The organism is Compostimonas suwonensis, from assembly GCF_002797855.1.
Taxonomy (GTDB): Bacteria; Actinomycetota; Actinomycetes; order Actinomycetales; family Microbacteriaceae; genus Compostimonas; species Compostimonas suwonensis.
In genome coordinates, this window is record NZ_PGFB01000002.1 from 40,046 (window position 1) to 60,201 (window position 20,156).

The 20,156-nt window shown below is 70.2% G+C and carries 18 protein-coding genes; all 18 read left to right on the top strand.

What is annotated here, in order from left to right; genetic code table 11:
• The first annotated feature begins 22 nt into the window (after positions 1-22).
• The 18 genes from fmt to CLV54_RS04060 all read left to right on the top strand — a co-directional run bounded on the left by fmt (position 23) and on the right by CLV54_RS04060 (position 20,110).
• Positions 23-943 (top strand): methionyl-tRNA formyltransferase, encoded by a 921-nt coding sequence (fmt, locus tag CLV54_RS03975; protein ID WP_100343688.1) that lies wholly within the window; start codon positions 23-25, stop codon positions 941-943.
• A complete protein-coding gene (locus tag CLV54_RS03980) occupies positions 940-2,379 on the top strand; it encodes an RsmB/NOP family class I SAM-dependent RNA methyltransferase (protein ID WP_100344354.1) in 1,440 nt (479 codons plus the stop codon). The genes fmt and CLV54_RS03980 overlap by 4 nt, the downstream gene beginning before the upstream one ends.
• Before the next feature lie 35 nt (positions 2,380-2,414).
• Complete coding sequence (rpe, locus tag CLV54_RS03985) at positions 2,415-3,083, top strand: ribulose-phosphate 3-epimerase (RefSeq protein WP_100343689.1); 669 nt, start codon at positions 2,415-2,417, stop codon at positions 3,081-3,083.
• Positions 3,084-3,098: 15 nt separating this feature from the next.
• A complete protein-coding gene (locus CLV54_RS03990) occupies positions 3,099-3,362 on the top strand; it encodes a phosphoribosyl-ATP diphosphatase (RefSeq protein ID WP_100343690.1) in 264 nt (87 codons plus the stop codon).
• A gap of 80 nt (positions 3,363-3,442) precedes the next feature.
• Positions 3,443-4,282, top strand: a complete 840-nt coding sequence (gene hisG / locus CLV54_RS03995) for an ATP phosphoribosyltransferase (protein ID WP_100343691.1) — start codon at positions 3,443-3,445, stop codon at positions 4,280-4,282.
• 8 nt (positions 4,283-4,290) lie between these two features.
• Positions 4,291-5,055, top strand: a complete 765-nt coding sequence (gene hisF / locus CLV54_RS04000) for an imidazole glycerol phosphate synthase subunit HisF (protein WP_100343692.1) — start codon at positions 4,291-4,293, stop codon at positions 5,053-5,055.
• Positions 5,052-5,411, top strand: coding sequence for a phosphoribosyl-AMP cyclohydrolase (gene hisI / locus CLV54_RS04005; protein WP_100343693.1), 360 nt, complete (start codon positions 5,052-5,054; stop codon positions 5,409-5,411). Before hisF ends, hisI begins: the two co-directional genes overlap by 4 nt.
• A 28-nt stretch (positions 5,412-5,439) precedes the next feature.
• Positions 5,440-6,984, top strand: coding sequence for an anthranilate synthase component I (locus CLV54_RS04010; RefSeq protein WP_100343694.1), 1,545 nt, complete (start codon positions 5,440-5,442; stop codon positions 6,982-6,984).
• Between the two features lie 2 nt (positions 6,985-6,986).
• On the top strand, positions 6,987-7,622 hold the full coding sequence (locus tag CLV54_RS04015; RefSeq protein WP_100343695.1) for a Trp biosynthesis-associated membrane protein: 636 nt from the start codon (positions 6,987-6,989) through the stop codon (positions 7,620-7,622).
• Positions 7,623-7,765: 143 nt separating this feature from the next.
• Positions 7,766-7,996: a DUF6704 family protein gene (locus CLV54_RS04020; protein ID WP_100343696.1), complete on the top strand. Its 231-nt coding sequence runs from the start codon at positions 7,766-7,768 to the stop codon at positions 7,994-7,996.
• A 4-nt stretch (positions 7,997-8,000) separates the two neighbouring features.
• Positions 8,001-8,771 (top strand): indole-3-glycerol phosphate synthase TrpC, encoded by a 771-nt coding sequence (trpC, locus tag CLV54_RS04025; protein WP_100343697.1) that lies wholly within the window; start codon positions 8,001-8,003, stop codon positions 8,769-8,771.
• Positions 8,771-9,979: a tryptophan synthase subunit beta gene (gene trpB, locus CLV54_RS04030; RefSeq protein WP_100343698.1), complete on the top strand. Its 1,209-nt coding sequence runs from the start codon at positions 8,771-8,773 to the stop codon at positions 9,977-9,979. The genes trpC and trpB overlap by 1 nt, the downstream gene beginning before the upstream one ends.
• Complete coding sequence (gene trpA, locus CLV54_RS04035) at positions 9,976-10,776, top strand: tryptophan synthase subunit alpha (RefSeq protein WP_100343699.1); 801 nt, start codon at positions 9,976-9,978, stop codon at positions 10,774-10,776. Before trpB ends, trpA begins: the two co-directional genes overlap by 4 nt.
• A gap of 73 nt (positions 10,777-10,849) precedes the next feature.
• The gene (gene lgt / locus CLV54_RS04040) at positions 10,850-11,860 is read left to right on the top strand and encodes a prolipoprotein diacylglyceryl transferase (RefSeq protein WP_425430266.1); all 1,011 of its coding nucleotides are present in this window, start codon (positions 10,850-10,852) and stop codon (positions 11,858-11,860) included.
• Between the two features lie 149 nt (positions 11,861-12,009).
• Entirely contained in the window at positions 12,010-16,584 is a 4,575-nt protein-coding gene (gene gltB / locus CLV54_RS04045; RefSeq protein ID WP_100343700.1) for a glutamate synthase large subunit, read from the top strand.
• On the top strand, positions 16,577-18,034 hold the full coding sequence (locus tag CLV54_RS04050; RefSeq protein ID WP_100343701.1) for a glutamate synthase subunit beta: 1,458 nt from the start codon (positions 16,577-16,579) through the stop codon (positions 18,032-18,034). The genes gltB and CLV54_RS04050 overlap by 8 nt, the downstream gene beginning before the upstream one ends.
• An 89-nt stretch (positions 18,035-18,123) precedes the next feature.
• Complete coding sequence (pyk, locus tag CLV54_RS04055) at positions 18,124-19,566, top strand: pyruvate kinase (RefSeq protein ID WP_100343702.1); 1,443 nt, start codon at positions 18,124-18,126, stop codon at positions 19,564-19,566.
• 49 nt (positions 19,567-19,615) lie between these two features.
• Positions 19,616-20,110, top strand: coding sequence for an FBP domain-containing protein (locus CLV54_RS04060; RefSeq protein ID WP_157802797.1), 495 nt, complete (start codon positions 19,616-19,618; stop codon positions 20,108-20,110).
• Positions 20,111-20,156: the final 46 nt, after the last annotated feature.

Below are 20,156 nucleotides of genomic sequence, written 5' to 3' on the forward strand. Positions count from 1 at the left end.
GCAGCGGCGAGCGGGGCACCCGGTGAGGCTCGTCTTCGCAGGAACCCCGGATGCCGCCGTGCCGAGCCTGCGCGCCCTGCACGCCTCGGCGCACGAGGTCCACGCCGTCGTCACCCGCCAGGACGCCCCGCTCGGCCGCAAGAAGGTGCTCACTCCATCGCCCGTCGCGCGCGCCGCTGACGAGCTCGGGCTGCCCGTGCTCAAGGCCAACCGGCTCGACGAGGAGGCGACCGAGCGGATCGGCGCCCTCTGGCCCGAGCTCGGGGTCATCGTCGCCTACGGCGGCCTCATCCGCGAGCCGCTGCTCTCGACGCCGACCCACGGCTGGATCAACCTGCACTTCTCCGTGCTGCCCCGCTGGCGGGGCGCGGCGCCCGTGCAGCGCGCGATCATGGCGGGCGATCCCGTGCTCGGCGCGAGCGTCTTCCAGCTCGTCGCGGGCCTCGACGAGGGCCCCGTCTTCGCGACGCTCGAACGCCCGGCGCTCCCTGCGGAGACGGCCGGTGACGCGCTCACCGATCTCGCCGGGCGCGGCGCCGCTCTGCTCGCGGACGTCGTCGACGCGATCGCCGCGGGGACCGCGCGCTCCACGCAGCAGCGCGGCGAGTCGAACTACGCCGCGAAGCTCGGCATCGACGACGCCCGCATCGACTGGACCCGCAGCGCCCAGGAGGTGTCGCAGCGGGTGCGCGGCGTGACCCCCGAGCCGGGCGCCTTCACGACGATCGACGAGGAGCGCTTCAAGATCCTCGCGATCGGCGGCGCGCACGACACCGTCACCCTCGCCCCGGGTGCGATCGAGAGCCGCGACGGCGCGGTGCTCGTGGGCACGGGCACCGTCGCACTCGAGCTCGCCCTGGTGCAGCCGGCCGGCAAGCGCCCGATGGAGGCCGCCGCGTGGTGGCGGGGGCACGCGGCATCCGAGACGGTCGTCGCCCGATGAGCGGCGTCACGCGCCCCGGAGGCGGAGGCCGTCACCGTCAGGGCCCTTCGAGCCGCCCGCGCCTCACCCCCGCGCAGCCCGCGCGCCGGGTCGCCTTCGAGGTGCTCGAGGCCGTGCGCGAGTCGGATGCCTACGCCAACCTCCTGCTGCCCACCAAGATCTCCCGCGCGGCGCTCGACTCCGCCGACGCGGCGCTCGCCACCGAGCTCACCTACGGCACCCTGCGCATGATGGGCTACTACGACCGGGTCATCTCGATCGCCGCCGGCCGGCCCGTCGACCAGATCGACCCGCCCATCCTCGACGTGCTGCGCCTCGGCGTGCACCAGATCCTCTCGACGCGCATCGCGCCGCACGCGGCCGTCAACGAGTCGGTCTCGCTCGCGCGCACGGTGGGCTCGCAGTCGGCGACGGGCTTCAGCAACGGTGTGCTGCGCACCATCAGCCGCAGCACTCCGGAGGAGTGGCGGCAGCGTGTGCTCGACGCCGCGAAGGGCTCGGACGACCGGCTCGCCGCGGAGTACTCGCACCCGGGCTGGGTCGTCCGCGCCCTGCGCGACTCCCTCCAGGCCGAAGGCAGGGGCGAGGAGCTCGAGGAGCTGCTGCTCGCCGACAACACGGCCCCGCGCGTCAACATGGTCGCGCTTCCGGGGCTCGCGACCGAGCACGACGTCGACGTCGCCGGATCGAGCCCCAACCGCTTCTCGCCCCTCGGCTTCGTGCTGCGCGGCGGCGACCCGCAACAGCTCCCGGCCGTGCACAGCGGCACCGTGCGGGTGCAGGACGAGGGCTCCCAGCTGGCCGCGCTCGCCCTCAGCCGCGCGCGCGGCATCCGGCCGGGGGAGAGCTGGCTCGACCTCTGCGCGGGCCCCGGGGGCAAGGCCGCCCTGCTCGCCGCCGAGGCCCGGCAGGGTGGGGCGACCCTCGTCGCCAACGAGCTCATCCCGGCCCGCGTCGACCTCGTGCGACGCGCTCTCGGCCGGCTCGAGAGCGAGGTCGAGGTGCACGAGGGCGACGGGATCGAGTTCGCCCACGACAACCCCGGCCGCTTCGACCGCATCCTGCTCGACGCGCCGTGCACGGGGCTCGGGGCGCTGCGGCGCCGGCCGGAGGCGCGCTGGCGCAAGACCCCGCGAGACGTCGCGGAGCTCACCGGCCTGCAGGCGCGACTGCTCGACGCGGCGCTCGGCGCGCTCGCGCCCGGCGGGATCGTCGCCTACGTGACCTGCTCGCCCCACCTCGCCGAGACGCGCCTGATCGTGGACGACGCCGTCGCGAAAGGCGACGGCCGGGTGCGAACGCTCGACACCGCGGCCGTTCTCGAGTCCCTGAGCGTCGAGCCCCTCGACCTCGCGGGCGCCGACGGCATGGTGCAGCTCTGGCCGCACCGGCACGGCACCGACGCCATGTTCATCGCGCTCCTGACCCGCGACTGAGCCGCGCGACCCGCCCCCGCGGCTACGCTGAGATCATGCCTACGCCGATCCGGATCAATCCGAGCATCCTCGCCGCGGACTTCGTCAACATGCAGAGCGAGCTCGGCCGGATCGCATCGGCCGATCTCGTGCACGTCGACGTCATGGACAACCACTTCGTGCCGAACCTCACCTTCGGCCCACAGATGGTGGAGCGCATCCAGGCGGTGTCGCCCATCCCGCTCGACGTGCATCTCATGATCGACGATCCGGAGCGCTGGGCACCCGGCTACGCCGAGCTCGGCGCCTTCTCGGTCACCTTCCACGCCGAGGCCTCGGCCGACCCGGTCGCGCTCGCCCGCCGGCTCCGCGGGATCGGCGCGCGCGCGGGTCTCGCCCTCAAACCGGGCACGGCGGTCGAGCCGTACCTCGAGCTGCTCGGCGAGTTCGACCAGGTGCTCGTGATGACGGTGGAGCCGGGCTTCGGCGGCCAGAGCTTTATGCCGAGCACGATGCCCAAGCTGCTCAGCCTGCGCGAGGAGGTTGCCCGCCGGGGCGTCGACGTCTGGCTGCAGGTCGACGGCGGCATCACCGCCGCGACGATCGGGATGGCGGCCGAGGCGGGGGCCGACACCTTCGTGGCCGGCTCGAGCGTCTTCTCGGGCGACGACCCGGCATCCAACATCGATGCACTGCGCCGAGCGGCACAGAGCCACTCGCACTGACGGTAGCCTTAGACGGTGAAAACCTTCGACGACCTCTTTGCTGAACTCAGCGAGAAGGCCCAGACCCGGCCCGAAGGCTCGGGAACCGTGCGCGAGCTCGACACGGGTGTGCACGGGATCGGGAAGAAGGTCGTCGAAGAGGCAGCCGAAGTCTGGATGGCCGCAGAGTACGAGTCGGATGAGCGCACCGCCGAGGAGATCTCCCAGCTGATCTACCACGTGCAGGTCCTCATGATCGCGCGCGGGCTCAGCCCGGCCGACGTGTACCGACATCTGTGATGGTGAACTGCTGTGATGCAGAACAGAACAACTGAGCATCCTCCCCGTCGATGTCCACCTCCAGCCTAGGAAGTACACACATGCTGCGCATCGCAGTGCCCAACAAGGGCTCCCTCTCAGAAACCGCGGCCCAGATGCTGCTCGAGGCCGGCTACTCCGGCCGGCGCGACCCCAAAGAGCTCCACCACTCCGATCCGCGCAACGACGTCGAGTTCTTCTACCTGCGCCCTCGCGACATCGCGACCTACGTGGGCTCGGGTGCGCTCGACGTCGGCATCACGGGCCGCGACCTCCTGCTCGACTCGGGCTCGTCCGCCGTCGAGACGGCGAGCCTGGGCTTCGGCCGCTCGACCTTCCGCTTCGCCGGGCCGGCCGGGGAGTTCTCCGAGCTCGCCGACATGGCGGGGCTGCGGGTGGCGACGAGCTACCCGGGCCTCGTGGGCGACTTCCTCGCCGAGGCCGGCGTGTCCGTCGCGCTCATCAAGCTCGACGGCGCGGTCGAGTCGGCCGTGCGCCTCGGCGTCGCCGACGTGATCGCCGATGTCGTCGAGACCGGCACCACGCTCAGGAACGCCGGGCTCGAGGTCTTCGGCCCCGTCATTCTGCAGTCGAACGCGGTTCTCGTGAGCTCGCCGGAGGAGAAGCCCGGCGTCGCGACCCTGCTGCGCCGCCTGCAGGGCGTGCTCGTGGCGCGCGAGTACGTGCTCATGGACTACGACTGCCCCGTCGCGATCCTCGACGAGGCCACGGCGCTCGTGCCCGGCTTCGAGTCGCCGACCGTCTCGCCTCTGCACGACCCCGAGTGGGTGGCCGTGCGGGTCATGGTGCCGCGCACCGAGACCAACCTCGTGATGGACAGGCTCTACGATCTCGGGGCGCGTGCGATCCTGGTCAGCTCGATCCACGCCGCCCGGCTCTAGGAGCGGCCATGTCTCTCGCTGTCAGAGTCATCCCGTGCCTCGACGTCGCCGACGGGCGGGTCGTCAAAGGGGTCAACTTCCAGAACCTGCGGGATGCCGGTGACCCGGTCGAGCTCGCACGCCGCTACTTCGAGCAGGGCGCCGACGAGCTCACCTTCCTCGACGTGACCGCGACGGTCGACGACCGCTCGACGACCTACGAGGTCGTGCAGGCGACCGCCGAGCAGGTCTTCATCCCGCTCACGGTCGGCGGGGGCGTGCGCAGCGCCGAGGACGTCGCTCGTCTGCTCGGCCACGGCGCCGACAAGATCGGCGTCAACAGCGCCGCGATCGCGCGCCCCGAGCTCCTCTCCGAGATCGCCGACCGCTTCGGCGCGCAGGTGCTCGTGCTCTCGCTCGACGTCACCCGCAACGCGTCCGCCGAGTCGGGCTTCGTCGTGACGACGCACGGCGGCCGGGTCGAGACCGACCTCGACGCCCTCGTCTGGGCGCGGCGCGCCATCGAGCTGGGTGCGGGCGAGCTGCTCGTCAACTCGATCGACGCCGACGGCACCAAGGAGGGCTTCGACCTCGAGCTCGTCGCCGCGATGCGGGCGATCAGCTCGGTTCCCGTCATCGCGTCGGGCGGAGCAGGAGCCCTGCGGGACTTCGCGCCGGCACTTCGGGCGGGCGCGGACGCCGTGCTCGCGGCATCCGTCTTCCACTCGGGTGAGCTCACGATCGGCCAGGTCAAGAACGAGCTGGCCGCAGAAGGGATTGTGGTGAGGGCATGAGCACGCAAGACGTCATCGACAGGGTCGCCTTCACGGCCGACGGGCTCGCGCCCGCGATCATCCAGCAGTGGGACTCGAAAGAGGTGCTCATGCTGGGCTGGATGGACGCGGAGGCGCTCCGTCGCACCCTCACCGAGGGCAGGGTCACCTTCTGGTCGCGCTCCCGGCAGGAGTACTGGCGCAAGGGCGACACCTCGGGCAACCCCCAGTACGTGCGCTCCGCCGCCCTCGACTGCGATGGCGATACCATTCTCGTGCAGGTCGACCAGATCGGCGTCGCCTGCCACACGGGCACCCGCACCTGCTTCGACGGCGATCCGGTCGACGTCGTCGTCGGCTCGCCCGACCTCGTTTGACGCCTCTTCCACGCCGGAGTAGTTCCTCATGACAAGCACGCTGCCACGCCACCCGAACGGCACGACCACACGCGATCAGTTCGAGAGCCTGCTCGAGGAGCACCGGGTGATCCCCGTCGTGCGCGAGCTCTTCGCCGACGGCGAGACGCCGGTTGGCATCTACCGCAAGCTCGCCGCGGGCCGTCCCGGCTCGTTCCTGCTCGAATCGGCGGAGCAGGGCGGCATCTGGTCGCGTTTCTCCTTCGTGGGGGTCTCCTCCTTCGGCGCCCTGAGCCAGAGCGGAGACGAAGCGGTCTGGCTCGACTACGGGCTGAGCGCCGAGCGCGCCCTCGGCGACGGCGTGCACGGAGCCCCGCTCGAAGCCCTCGCGGCGCTCTACGAGCGCTGGCAGACACCGCGGATCCCCGGCAACGCGCCGCTCACGGGCGGTCTCGTCGGATTCATCGGCTGGGAGGCGATCCGTCAGATCGAGCGGCTGCCGAACCGCCCGCCGGCCGACTACTCGGTGCCCGGGCAGACGCTCTGCTTCGTCGCGGAGCTCATCGTGCTCGACCACAAGATCGGCACGGTGCAGCTCGTCTCCAACGTGCTCAACGACGGCACCCAGAGCCCCGACGAGCTGTGGGCGGCTGCGCAGGCGAGCCTCGACACGATGCAGTCGGCGCTCGCGCAGCCGAGCGAGACCTGGCTCGGCGACGTCGACTTCGACGCCCCGTCGAGCGCCGCCTCGCGCACCCTCGAAGACGACTTCCTCGGCTCGGTCGTGACCGCCAAGCGCCACATCGTCGACGGCGACATCTTCCAGGTCGTCATCTCGCAGCGTTTCGACCAGCCGACCGACGCCGATCCGCTCGACGTCTACCGGGTGCTGCGCACGCTCAATCCGAGCCCCTACATGTACCTCCTGCACCTCGAGTCGCCCGAGGGCGAGCCGTTCTCGATCGTGGGCTCCTCGCCCGAGGCGCTCTTCAAGGTGCAGAACGACCGGGTGTTCACCCACCCGATCGCCGGCTCGAAACCGCGCGGGGCGACCCCGGAGGAGGACTCGGCCCTCGCGACCGAGCTCATCTCCGACGAGAAGGAGCGCGCCGAGCACCTCATGCTCGTCGACCTCGCGCGCAACGACCTGCTCAAGGTGTGCCGCGCGGGCAGCGTCGAGGTCAGCGAGTTCATGCGCATCGAGCGGTTCAGCCATATCATGCACATCGTCTCCTCGGTCGAGGGCGAGCTGCTCCCGGATGCCACGGCCATCGACGTCTTCCGTGCGACGTTCCCCGCCGGAACGCTCTCCGGCGCTCCGAAGCCGCGAGCGCTCGAGATCATCGACGACCTCGAGCCCGCCCAGCGCGGCGTCTACGGGGGAGTGGTCGGCTACTTCGGCTTCGCGGGCGACGCGGATCTCGCGATCGCCATCCGCACGGCGACGATCATCGACGGCGTCGCCCACGTGCAGGCGGGAGGCGGCCTCGTGGCCGACTCGAACCCGCGCTCCGAGTTCCAGGAGTCGCAGAACAAGGCCGCGGCGCCCCTGCGGGCGGTCGCGGTCGCCAACACTCTCAGACGGGTGCAGTGAGCATGACGACGTCACAGCAGGCGAAGCGCGGCTCGGCGCGCGTCAAGTACCTCATCCTGCTGCTCGTCGCCGTCTCGAGCGGCATCGGCCTGCTCGCCTGGTCGCAGCCCTGGTCGACCCTCACGCTACTCACGGGTGCGACGATCCCGGTCGACGGCTCGGTCGCGGCGCCGGCACTGAGCGCCCTGTCGCTCGCGGGGCTCGCCCTGGCCGCGGCGCTCGCGATCGCGGGGCCCGTCTTCCGCATCGTGCTCGGCATCCTCGACATCCTCCTCGGCGGCTGCGTGCTGCTCTCCGCCTCGCTCGCGCTGGCCGATCCGGTCGCCGCCGGAGCGTCGGCGGTCACCACCACGACGGGTGTGGCGGGCTCCGACTCCGTCTCGGCGCTCGTCGACTCGTGGTCGTCGACCGCGTGGGGCGCGGTGGCGGTGGCGGGCGGCATCCTGACCGTCGTCGGCGGCCTCGCGGTGTGCGTCACCTCGCGACGCTGGCCGGCGTCCTCCCGACGGTACCAGCCCGTCGTGCTCGTGCCCGCCGACGGCAGCGCGGCTCTCGCGACGGAGGAGACCGAGGCCGACCGCAACGTCGACGCCTGGGACGAGCTGAGCCGGGGAGACGACCCGACGCGCCCCGCATGAGTTCACCCGGGGCAGACGAATCTGTAGACTTGCCGCGAGGCGCTCGTCGCCTCGTGCACGACTTCCCGGCACGACCAACACCCGCACGACCAACGGCAGCGCAGACCCACACCGGCGCCGACCACGACCACGAGGACGAACACATGAGCATTGAGTCAGCAGATCCCGGCCACGGCAACTCGCCCGCCGCATGGACGGCTGTCATCATCATGCTCGTCGCCGTGACGATCGGCACCTTCGCCTTCTGGTTCGATCTCGCGTGGCTCGTCTGGGCCTCCGCAGCACTCCTGGTCGTCGGCCTCATCGTGGGCTGGGTGCTCTCCCGCGCCGGCTACGGAGTCAACGGCTCGAAGTACGCCGCCAAGGTCCACTAGAGCCGTGTTGGACGATCTCGTCGCCGGCGCCCTCGCCGACGCAGAAGACCGCCGTGCGCTCAGACCCCTCGACCTCGTCGAGGCGGCGGCGCACGCGGCGCCGCCCGCACTCGACGCCCTCGCGGCGCTCGCACCCGCGCCCCGGGTGAAGATCATCGCCGAGGTCAAGCGCGCGAGCCCCTCGCGCGGCGCCCTCGCCGAGATCGCCGACCCCGCCTCGCTCGCCGTCTCGTACGAGACCGGGGGAGCGAGCGCGGTGAGCGTGCTCACCGAGGGCCGCCGTTTCAAGGGCTCCCTCGACGACCTCGACGAGGTGCGCGCGGCGATCTCGATCCCCGTGCTGCGCAAAGACTTCATCGCGAACCCCTATCAGGTGTTCGAGGCGCGCGCAGCGGGAGCGGATCTCGTGCTGCTCATCGTCGCCGCCCTCGAGCAGAGCAGGCTGAGCGAGCTGCACGAGCTCGTGACGGGCCTGGGCATGACGGCCCTCGTCGAGACGCACAGCGCCGAGGAGGTCGAGCGGGCCCTCGACGTCGGAGCGGCGCTCGTCGGCGTCAACGCCCGCGACCTCTCGACCTTCGAGCTCGACCAGGATCTCTTCGGCCGTCTCGCCGACAGCATCCCCGCCGGTGTCGTGCGGGTCGCGGAGTCCGCGGTCAAGAACGCCGCGGATGTCGCGCACTACCGTTCCGCCGGGGCCGACGTCGTCCTCGTGGGCGAGGCCCTCGTCACGAGCGACCCCGTCCGAACCCTCTCCGAATTCTTGGCGGTCTGATGCCCCTGCGCGACGAAACCGGTCCCTATTTCGGCGAGTACGGCGGGCGCTTTGTGCCCGAATCGCTCATCGAGGCCCTCGACGAGCTCGCGGAGGCCTATGCGCAGGCGCGCGTCGACCCCGTGTTCGTGGCCGAGCTCGACGAGCTCAACCGCAACTACACGGGCCGCCCGTCGATCATCACCGAGGTGCCGCGCTTCGCGGAGCACGCGGGCGGCGCTCGCGTCATCCTCAAGCGCGAGGACCTCAACCACACGGGCTCCCACAAGATCAACAACGTGCTCGGTCAGGCCCTGCTCGCCCGCCGTCTCGGCAAGACCCGCCTCATCGCCGAGACCGGAGCGGGCCAGCACGGCGTCGCGACGGCGACCGCCGCGGCCCTCTTCGGCATGGAGTGCGTCGTCTACATGGGCGAGGTCGACACGGAGCGCCAGGCGCTCAACGTCGCACGGATGAGGCTCTTGGGGGCCGAGGTCATCCCGGTCACGAACGGCTCGCGCACCCTCAAAGACGCGATCAACGAGGCGCTGCGCGACTGGGTCGCGAACGTCGACACGACCCACTACCTGCTCGGCACGGTCGCAGGCCCGCACCCCTTCCCGGTCATGGTGCGCGATTTCCACAAGATCATCGGCGAGGAGGCCCGGGCCCAGGTGCTCGAGCTCACGGGCGCCCTCCCCGACGCCGTCGCGGCGTGCGTGGGCGGCGGCTCCAACGCGATGGGCATCTTCCACGCCTTCCTCGACGACCCGGATGTCGCGCTCTACGGCTTCGAGGCCGCGGGTCTCGGCGCCGACACCGAGCAGCACGCCGCCACCATCACGCGCGGGCGACCCGGCGTGCTGCACGGCGCACGGAGCTACATGCTGCAGGACGAGGACGGCCAGACGATCGAGTCGCACTCGATCTCGGCGGGCCTCGACTACCCCGGCGTGGGCCCCGAGCACGCCTGGCTGGCCGACATCGGCCGTGCGCGCTATCTGCCGATCACCGACGCCCAGGCCATGGAGGCGCTCCGCCTGCTCACGCGCACGGAGGGCATCATCCCGGCGATCGAGTCTGCGCACGCCCTCGCGGGCGCGATCGACCTCGGCAAGCGCCTGGGCCCGCAGAGCACGATCCTCGTGAGCCTGAGCGGTCGCGGCGACAAGGACATGGACACGGCGGCCCGCTACTTCGGCCTCTTCGACGAGGGAGCAGCCCAGTGACCGAGCACGTCTCTCCTGTCGCCACCCGGATCGCGCAGCGCGTCGCCGACGGCAGCGGGGCGCTCGTGGGCTACCTGCCCGTGGGCTTCCCCGACCTCGAGACGAGCATCGAGGCGGCTGTGGCGCTCGTCGAGAACGGCGTCGACGTGCTCGAGCTGGGTGTGCCGTACTCCGATCCGGTCATGGACGGCCCCGTCATCCAGGCCGCGACCCAGACCGCTCTCGCGGGCGGCTTCAAGCTGCGGCACGCCTTCGAGGCGGTCGAGGCGATCACGGCCCGCGTCGACGCCCCCGTCCTGCTCATGACCTACTGGAACCCCGTCGTGCAGTACGGCGTCGACCGCTTCGCGACCGATCTCGCCGCCGCCGGGGGAGCCGGGCTCATCACCCCCGACCTCGTCCCCGACGAGGCCGACGACTGGCTCGCCGCCTCCGAGACCCACGGGCTCGACCGGGTCTTCCTCGCGGCTCCCTCGTCGACGCAGACGCGGCTCTCACGTGCCGTCGAGCTCAGCAGGGGATTCGTCTACGCGGTCTCGACGATGGGCATCACGGGCGCGCGCGCCGACGTCGACGCCGCCGCTCGTGTGCTCGTCGGGCGCCTGCGAGAGGTGGGCGCCACGAGCGCCTGCGTGGGGATCGGCATCTCCACGGCCGAGCAGGTGCGCGAGGTCATCGGCTACGCGGACGGCGCGATCGTGGGCTCCGCCCTCGTGCGCGCGCTGTCCGAGGGCGGTGTCGATCGCGTCGCCGAGGTGGCCCGTTCACTGTCACGCGGCACGCTCAACGCCAACTAGGCTAAATTGGCCGGGGCGGTCCACGCCCACAGTCCACACTCGGCGGCGACGCTCCACAGCATGAAAGGTGAGCATCTCGGTGTTTGCGACCCAGAGTCTTCTCGAGGGCATCCTCGGGCAGAGCATCCCCAGTCCCGATCCTGCGTGGCAGTCGTTCTCCGTCTGGATCTTCTCGATCCACACGTACGCCCTGTGCATCCTCGCGGGCATCATCGTCGCCACGATCTGGACCTCGCGCCGTCTCACCAAGCGCGGGGCCGAGCCGGGCATCGTGCTCGACATCATCCTCTGGGCGGTTCCGCTCGGCATCGTGGGCGCGCGCTTCTACCACGTGCTCACCCACCCCGGCGACTACTTCTACCCGGGTGCCGACCTGCTCAAGGTGCTGTACATCTGGGAGGGCGGCAACGCGATCTTCGGCTCGCTCATCGGCGGCGCCGTCGGCGCGTACATCGGCTGCCGGCTCACGGGCCTGCGTTTCTGGTCGTTCGCCGACGCCCTGGCTCCCGGCCTCCTGCTCGCCCAGGCGCTCGGCCGCTTCGGAAACTACTTCAACCACGAGCTCTTCGGCGTTCCCACCAACCTGCCCTGGGGCCTCGAGATCGAGACCACCAACCCGGCGTTCCCGGTCGGGCTGCCCGAGGGCACGCTCTTCCACCCGACCTTCCTCTACGAGATGATCTGGAACGTCGTCGGCATCGTCGTCATCCTGGTGCTCGAGCGTCGCTTCAACCTGCGCTGGGGCCGCGCCTTCGGCGTCTACCTCATCTGGTACGGCCTCGGCCGCTCGTGGTTCGAGTCGATCCGCATCGACCCGAGCGAGATCTTCCTCGGCATCCGCACCAACGTCTGGGCGGCTTTCGCGGCGATCGTCATCGGCATCGTCGTCATCGCCGTGCAGTCGCGCCGCCACACGGGACTCGAGCTGAGCCCGTACCGGCCGGGCAAGGAATGGAACCCCTCCAAACCTCAGGTAGACTCTGACAGTACCGATTCAGACACTGAGGGCGATGGCGATGATGCCGCCCAGCTCGTCGAAACGGGTGCAGCCACTGCCACAAGCAATACCGGCTCACAGTCCTAAGGCACGGCGACCCCCGATCCTTCCCCTCGGTTGCGTCTGACGCACAGAGTTTCCTTGCACACAGGGGCTCGACAGCGTGAGACAGTGCCATCCAGACAACGGGCCGACGTCGTCCCATCTCGGTAACTAGTTCGTGAGGACGGTACGAAATGGCACTCCTGCCTCCGTATTCGCGCTTCAGCGCATTCCCCCAGAAGCAGGGTCTCTACGACCCCTCTGACGAGCGCGACGCCTGCGGCCTCGCCATGGTCGCGACCCTGCGCGGAACCGCGGGCCACGACATCATCGACAACGCCTTGGGCGCCCTGCGCAACCTCGAGCACCGCGGCGCGATCGGTTCGGACGCCGGCACCGGCGACGGCGCGGGCATCCTCACCCAGATCCCGCACGAGTTCCTCGACGGCGTGACCGACTTCGAGCTGCCCGAGTCGGGGCACTACGCCGTCGGCCTGACCTTCCTGCCGACCGACGAGGCCGAGCGGGCTGCGGCCGTCGAGCGGATCGCGCAGCTCGCCGCGAGCGAAGACCTGCGGGTCCTCGGCTGGCGCGAGGTCCCCGTGCGCCCCGAGGTGCTCGGCAAGCTCGCGCGCGACGCGATGCCGCATTTCGCCCAGCTCTTCGTCGAGAGCACCCACCACGACGACGAGGGCGGCACGCTCTCGGGCATCGCTCTCGACCGCGTCGTCTACCGCCTGCGCAAGCAGGCCGAGCACGAGCTCAACCTCTACTTCGTGTCGCTCTCCTCGCGCACCCTCGTCTACAAGGGCATGGTCACGACGCTCCAGCTGGAGCCGTTCTATCCCGACCTCTCCGACGAGCGCTTCGCGTCGATGCTCGCGATCGTGCACTCGCGCTACTCGACCAACACCTTCCCGTCGTGGCCTCTCGCGCAGCCGCTGCGCCTGATGGCGCACAACGGCGAGATCAACACGGTCGCCGGCAACCGCAACTGGATGCGGGCGCGTCAGTCGCAGCTGCACTCCGAGCTCATCGGCGACATCGAGCCCCTCCTGCCCATCGTCACCCCCGGCGCGAGCGACTCCGCGTCGTTCGACGAGGTGCTCGAGCTGCTCTCGCTCTCGGGCCGCTCGCTGCCGCACTCGATGATGATGATGGTCCCGACCGCCTGGGAGAACCAGACCGACCTCGACCCCGCCGTGCGCGACTTCTACGAGTACCACTCGATGCTCATGGAGCCGTGGGACGGCCCCGCCGCCCTGACCTTCACCGACGGCACGCTCGTCGGCGCGACGCTCGACCGCAACGGGCTGCGCCCGGGTCGCTACCTCATCACCGACGACGGGCTCGTCGTGCTCGGCAGCGAGACGGGCGTGCTCGACATCGACCCCGCGAAGGTCGTGCGCAAGGGCCGCCTGCAGCCGGGGCGGATGTTCCTCATCGACACGGCCGAGGGCCGCGTGATCGAAGACGAGGAGGTCAAGGCGCAGCTCGCCGAGCTCGAGCCCTGGGGCGAGTGGCTCGACGAGGGCCGCATCAACCTCAAAGACCTGCCCGAGCGCGAGCACATCGTGCACACCCCCGCCTCGGTCACCCGGCGTCAGCGCACCTTCGGCTACACCGAGGAGGAGGTGCGCATCCTCCTGCAGCCGATGGCCCAGAACGGCGCGGAGCCTCTCGGCGCCATGGGCTCCGACACCCCCATCGCGGTGCTCTCGCAGCGCCCGCGGCTGCTCTTCGACTACTTCACCCAGCAGTTCGCGCAGGTGACCAACCCGCCGCTCGACTCCATCCGCGAAGAGGTCATCACCTCGCTGCAGCTGGGCCTCGGCCCCGAGCGCAACCTGCTCGACGCGAGCGCGGAGCACGCGCGGCAGGTCGTGCTCGACTTCCCGGTGATCGACAACGACGAGCTCGCGAAGATCCAGCACATCGACCCGTCGCCCGGTAGCAGCATGACGACGACGGTCAAGGGCCTCTACCGGGTCGACGAGGGCCCCCAGGCCATGGAACGCCGGATCGCCGCGATGTGCGCCGAGGTCGACGAGGCCATCGAGCGCGGCGCGAGCTTCATCGTGCTCTCCGACCGCGACTCCAACAAAGACCTCGCGCCCATCCCGTCGCTGCTTATGCTCGCGGCCGTGCACCACCACCTCATCCGCACCCAGAACCGTATGAAGGTCGGCATCGTCGTCGAGGCCGGCGACGTGCGCGAGGTGCACCACGTCGCCCTGCTGATCGGCTACGGCGCGTCGGCGATCAACCCGTACCTCGCGATGGAGAGCTGCGAGAACCTCGTGCGCAGCGGCATGATCGCGGGGATCACGCCCGAGAAGGCCGTCAAGAACGTCATCAAGGCGCTCGGCAAGGGCGTTCTCAAGATCATGTCGAAGATGGGCATCTCCACCGTGTCGTCGTACGCGGCGGCTCAGGCCTTCGAGGCCGTCGGCCTCAGCCAGGAGTTCGTCGACGCGTACTTCACCGGAACGACGACGAAGCTCGGCGGAGTCGGCATCGGCGTCATCGCGGCCGAGAACGCCTCGCGTCACGAGGCCGCCTATCCCGAGGACGCCGCGTCCCTCGCGCACGAGCGCCTGGCGACGGGTGGCGAGTACCAGTGGAGACGCGACGGCTCGCCGCACCTCTTCAACCCCGACACGGTCTTCCGTCTGCAGCACGCGACCCGTTCGCGCCGCTACGACATCTTCCGCGAGTACACGAAGCTCGTCGACGACCAGGCCCAGGAGCTCATGACTCTGCGGGGCATGTTCCGCCTCGACTCGAAGCGCCCGCCCGTTCCGCTCGACGAGGTCGAGTCGATCGAGTCGATCATCAAGCGCTTCTCGACGGGCGCGATGAGCTACGGCTCGATCTCGAAGGAGGCCCACGAGACCCTCGCGATCGCGATGAACAGCATCGGCGGCAAGTCGAACACGGGCGAGGGCGGCGAAGACGCCGACAGGCTCCTCGACCCGCAGCGCCGCAGTGCCATCAAGCAGGTGGCGTCGGGCCGCTTCGGCGTCACGAGCATGTACCTCACGCACGCCGACGACATCCAGATCAAGCTCGCCCAGGGCGCCAAGCCGGGCGAGGGCGGTCAGCTCGCGCGCGCCAAGGTGTACCCCTGGGTCGCGCGCACCCGTCACGCCACGGCCGGGGTCGGCCTCATCTCGCCGCCTCCCCACCACGACATCTACTCGATCGAAGACCTCAAGCAGCTCATCTACGACCTCAAACGGGCCAACCCCTCGGCGCGTGTGCACGTCAAGCTCGTGAGCGAGTCGGGCATCGGCGCGGTCGCGGCGGGCGTGACGAAGGCGCTGGCCGACGTCGTGCTCGTCTCGGGCCACGACGGAGGCACGGGCGCGAGCCCGGTGAACTCGCTCAAGCACGCGGGCACCCCGTGGGAGCTCGGCCTGGCCGAGACCCAGCAGACGCTTATGCTCAACGGCATGCGCTCGCGGGTCGTCGTGCAGGTCGACGGCCAGCTGAAGACCGGGCGCGACGTCATCATCGGCGCGCTCCTGGGCGCGGAGGAGTTCGGTTTCGCGACGGCCCCGCTCGTCGTGTCGGGCTGCGTCATGATGCGCGTCTGCCACCTCGACACCTGCCCCGTGGGCGTCGCGACCCAGAACCCCGAGCTGCGCTCGCGTTTCACGGGCAAACCCGAGTTCGTCGTCAACTTCTTCGAGTTCATCGCCCAGGAGGTGCGCGAGTACCTCGCCGAGCTCGGCTTCCGCAGCATCGACGAGATCGTCGGCCGCAACGAGATCCTCGACGTCAACGGGGCCGTGCGGCACTGGAAGGCCTCCGGGATGGACCTCGCGCCCATCCTCGTCGGGCCGCGCTTCGCCGACGACGAGCCGCGTAAGAACGAGCGCACACAGGATCACGAGCTCGAGAAGCACTTCGACAACCAGCTCATCCACTTGAGCGCGGATGTCATCGAGCACGGCGGGACCGTCGAGATCGCGCTGCCCATCCGCAACACCGAGCGCGCCGTGGGAACCATGCTGGGCTACCACGTCACCACCCGCCACGGCGTCAACGGCCTGCCGGCCGGATCGATCGACGTGACCCTCACGGGCTCGGCGGGGCAGTCGTTCGGCGCGTTCATGCCGAGCGGCATCCGGCTGCGCCTCGAGGGCGACTCCAACGACTACGTGGGCAAGGGGCTCTCGGGCGGCGAGATCATCCTGCGACCCGCGCGCACGAGTACCTTCCCCGCCGAGGAGAACGTCATCGCCGGCAACGTCATCGGCTACGGCGCGACCCAGGGCAGCATGTTCATCCGGGGGATGGTCGGCGAGCGGTTCCTGGTGCGCAACTCCGGGGCCACGGCCGTCGTCGAAGGCGTGGGCGACCACGCGCTCGAATACATGACCGGCGGCCTCGCCGTCATCCTCGGCAGCACGGGTCGCAACCTGGGCGCGGGGATGTCGGGCGGCACCGCCTACGTGCACGGCCTGCGCGAAGAGAACGTCAACCGCGACTCGCTCGCGAGCGGCGAGCTCGAGCTGCTGCCGCTCGGCAGTGCCGACGAGGAGATCGTGCGCGATCTGCTCGAACGGCACGTCGCCGAGACCGATTCGACGCTCGCGGCTGCACTGCTCGCGAACGTCGAGGAGACCATGAAGAATTTTGTGAAAGTACTGCCGCGTGACTACGCCGCCGTGCTCGCGACCAGGCAGGACGCCGTCGACGAGGGTCTCGACCCCGACGGCGAGATCGTCTGGGGACGGATTTTGGAGGTGACAGGTGGCTGATCCCAAGGGCTTTCTGAAGGTGCAGGAGCGGGAGCTTCCCGCTCGGCGCCCCGTCTCGGTGCGGATCATGGACTGGAAAGAGGTCTATGAGCAGGGCGACCCCGCCCAGTTGCGCCGCCAGGCCGGACGCTGCATGGACTGCGGCATCCCGTTCTGTCATCAGGGCTGCCCCCTCGGCAACCTGATCCCCGAGTGGAACGACCTCACCTGGCGCGGCGAAGGCCGCCAGGCGATCGAGCGTCTGCACTCGACCAACAACTTCCCGGAGTTCACGGGCCGGCTCTGCCCGGCGCCCTGCGAGTCGTCGTGCGTGCTCGGCATCAACCAGCCCGCCGTCACGATCAAGCAGGTCGAGGTGTCGATCATCGACGAGGCGTTCGCGAACGGCTGGGTGCAGCCGCACCCGCCGGAGCGCCTCACCGGCAAGACCGTCGCCGTCGTCGGCTCGGGCCCCGCGGGCCTCGCTGCCGCCCAGCAGCTCACGCGCGCCGGCCACACGGTCGCCGTCTACGAGCGCGACGACCGCATCGGCGGCCTGCTGCGCTACGGCATCCCCGACTTCAAGATGGAGAAGAAGCACCTCGAGGCGCGCCTGAACCAGATGATGGCCGAGGGCACCCGCTTCCGCGCGGGCGTCGACATCGGCGTCGACATCACCTGGGACGACCTCCGCTCCCGGTACGACGCGGTCGTCGTCGCGACCGGTGCGATGGTGCCCCGCGACCTGCCCATCCCGGGCCGTGACCTGCCCGGCGTGCACTTCGCCATGGAGTACCTCGTGCAGCAGAACAAGGCCGGCGCGGGTGACACGGTCGTCGACCAGATCACCGCGGAGGGCAAGCACGTCGTTGTGCTCGGCGGCGGCGACACGGGCGCGGACTGCATCGGAACCGCGCACCGTCAGGGCGCGGCATCCGTCACGAACCTCGCGATCGGCACCCAGCCGCCCACCGAGCGCCCCGAGAACCAGCCGTGGCCGATGAGCCCGACCCTCTTCGAGGTGTCGAGCGCGCACGAGGAGGGCGGCGTGCGCCAGTACCTCGCCTCGACCGTCGAGTTCCTCTCCAACGAGGCGGGCGAGGTGCGCGCGATCCGCGTGGCCGAGACCGAGTACCTCGACGGGCGTCGCGTTCCCAAGGCCGGCACCGAGCGCGAGATCCCCGCCGACCTCGTGCTGCTCGCCATGGGCTTCACGGGGCCGGAGTCGCAGGAGCTCAGCGGCCAGCTCGAGCTGCCCTTCGACGGCCGCGGCAACGTCGAGCGCGACGAGGACTACCAGACCAGCCAGGCCGGCGTCTTCGTCGCGGGCGACGCGGGTCGCGGTCAGTCGCTCATCGTGTGGGCGATCGCCGAGGGGCGCGCGGCCGCGGCATCCGTCGACCGCTACCTCGAAGGCGAGACCGAGCTTCCCTCGCCGGTGAAGCCGACCGATCGCGCCATCTCGATCTAGTACCCTGCCTAAGGGCACGCTGCCTTCAGACATCACCCAGTGCCACTCGAGCGCCAGCCACCGGCGCAGAATCACGGAGTTGAACCACCATGAGACGAGCGAAAATCGTCGCGACCCTCGGCCCGGCGACGGCCAGTTACGAAGACATCCGTTCCATCATCGATGCCGGTGTCGACGTCGCGCGGATGAACCTGAGCCACGGCAGCTACGACGTGCACGAGGGCGTCTACGCGAACGTGCGGAAGGCGGCAGAGGACTCGGGCCGCGCCGTCGCCGTGCTCGTCGACCTGCAGGGCCCCAAGATCCGCCTCGGCAAGTTCGAGGACGGCCCCTACGACCTCGCCGTCGGCGACATCTTCAAGATCACGACCGACGACGTGCTGGGCACCAAGGAGCTGTCGAGCACGACCTTCACAGGCCTGCCCGCCGACGTCTCGCCGGGCGACTACCTGCTCATCGACGACGGCAAGGTGCGCGTTCGCGTCGTCAGCGTCGACGGCAACGTCGTGACGACCGAGGTCATCGTGGCCGGTCCCGTCTCGAACAACAAGGGCATCAACCTCCCCGGCGTCGCAGTCAACGTGCCGGCGCTCTCCGACAAGGACGAGGCCGATCTGCGCTGGGGCCTGCGCCTCGGAGCCGACTACATCGCGCTCTCCTTCGTGCGCGATGCGAGCGACATCGACCGCGTCAACGAGATCATGGCGGAGGAGGGCCGCAAGGTCCCCGTCATCGCCAAGATCGAGAAGCCGCAGGCCGTCGACGCGCTCGAGGGCATCGTCGACGCCTTCGACGGCATCATGGTCGCCCGTGGCGACCTCGGCGTCGAGCTCCCCCTCGAGGCGGTTCCGATCGTGCAGAAGCACGCCGTCGAGCTCGCCCGTCGTATGGCCAAGCCCGTCATCGTCGCGACGCAGATGCTCGAGTCGATGATCTCGAGCCCCGTGCCGACCCGCGCCGAGACCTCCGACGTCGCGAACGCGGTGCTCGACGGCGCCGACGCCGTGATGCTCAGCGGCGAGACGAGCGTCGGAGCCTACCCGACGATCACCGTGCAGACCATGGCTCGCATCGTCGATTCGACCGAGGAGCACGGCCTCGAGCGCATCCACGCGCTCGGCACCAAGCCGCGCACCCAGGGCGGTGCGATCACCCTCGCCGCCGCCGAGGTCGCCGACTTCGTCGACGCCAAGTACGTATGCGTCTTCACCGAGTCGGGGGACTCCGCACGACGGATGTCGCGGCTGCGCTTCCGCATCCCCATGAAGGCCTTCACGCCCGACCCCGCGATCCGCCGCCGGATGGCCCTCACCTGGGGCATCGAGTCGTTCCTCGTCGACCGCGTGACCCACACCGACCAGCTCTTCGTGCAGGTCGACGACGTGCTCCTCGGCGAGGGCCTCGCGGTCGTCGGCGACAAGGTCGTTGTGATCTCCGGCTCCCCTCCCGGAATCGCCGGCTCGACCAACGACCTGCGCGTGCACATCGTCGGCGACGCCCACCGTGGAGTCGCACCCGCGTACCAGTCGTAGTGCCGGCCGGCCTCGTGCTCGACGGCGCGCTCGGCGGAGGCACGGTGACGTGCGTCCGCTGAGCGAGGCCGAGGTGCGCTCGGCGATCGGCAACGCCTCGCTCAGCGAGCTGCAGAGGATGTCGTTGCCCGAGGAGTTCGACTTCCTCGACTGGGAGAGCCTCGACTTCCTCGGCTGGCGCGACCGCAAAGACCCGCTGAGGGCCTTCCTCGTGGTGGCCGGGCCGGGGGAGCCGAAGGGCGTGATCCTGCGTGCCGCGACATCCCGTATGTCGTCGCGGATCGCCGCCAGCTGCATGCTCTGCCGCTCCACCCAGCCCGCCGACCAGGTCACCCTCTTCTCGGCCCGCCGCGGCGGGGACGCCGGCCGACGGGGCGACAGCGTCGGCAGCTACATCTGCGACGATCTCGGCTGCTGCGCCCTCGTGCGCGTGGCGCCGTCACGGTCGGAGCTGCACCCCGAGCCCGCTCTCGTCGTCGCGGAGCGCATCGCCGGGCTCCGGCACCGCGCCATCCGCTTCGTCGACGGTGTCCTCGAGGTTTAGCGGCGGCATCCGCCTCTGCCGGTCGCGCCGATCCTTCTCGCGACGG

Coding starts and splice junctions, on each gene's coding strand:
- hisG (WP_100343691.1), top strand. CDS start 3,443: ATGCTGCGCATCGCAGTGCCCAACAAGGGCTCCCTCTCAGAAACCGCG.
- CLV54_RS04015 (WP_100343695.1), top strand. CDS start 6,987: ATGACGACGTCACAGCAGGCGAAGCGCGGCTCGGCGCGCGTCAAGTAC.
- CLV54_RS04010 (WP_100343694.1), top strand. CDS start 5,440: ATGACAAGCACGCTGCCACGCCACCCGAACGGCACGACCACACGCGAT.
- CLV54_RS04020 (WP_100343696.1), top strand. CDS start 7,766: ATGAGCATTGAGTCAGCAGATCCCGGCCACGGCAACTCGCCCGCCGCA.
- pyk (WP_100343702.1), top strand. CDS start 18,124: ATGAGACGAGCGAAAATCGTCGCGACCCTCGGCCCGGCGACGGCCAGT.
- rpe (WP_100343689.1), top strand. CDS start 2,415: ATGCCTACGCCGATCCGGATCAATCCGAGCATCCTCGCCGCGGACTTC.
- hisI (WP_100343693.1), top strand. CDS start 5,052: ATGAGCACGCAAGACGTCATCGACAGGGTCGCCTTCACGGCCGACGGG.
- CLV54_RS03980 (WP_100344354.1), top strand. CDS start 940: ATGAGCGGCGTCACGCGCCCCGGAGGCGGAGGCCGTCACCGTCAGGGC.
- hisF (WP_100343692.1), top strand. CDS start 4,291: ATGTCTCTCGCTGTCAGAGTCATCCCGTGCCTCGACGTCGCCGACGGG.
- trpB (WP_100343698.1), top strand. CDS start 8,771: ATGCCCCTGCGCGACGAAACCGGTCCCTATTTCGGCGAGTACGGCGGG.
- gltB (WP_100343700.1), top strand. CDS start 12,010: ATGGCACTCCTGCCTCCGTATTCGCGCTTCAGCGCATTCCCCCAGAAG.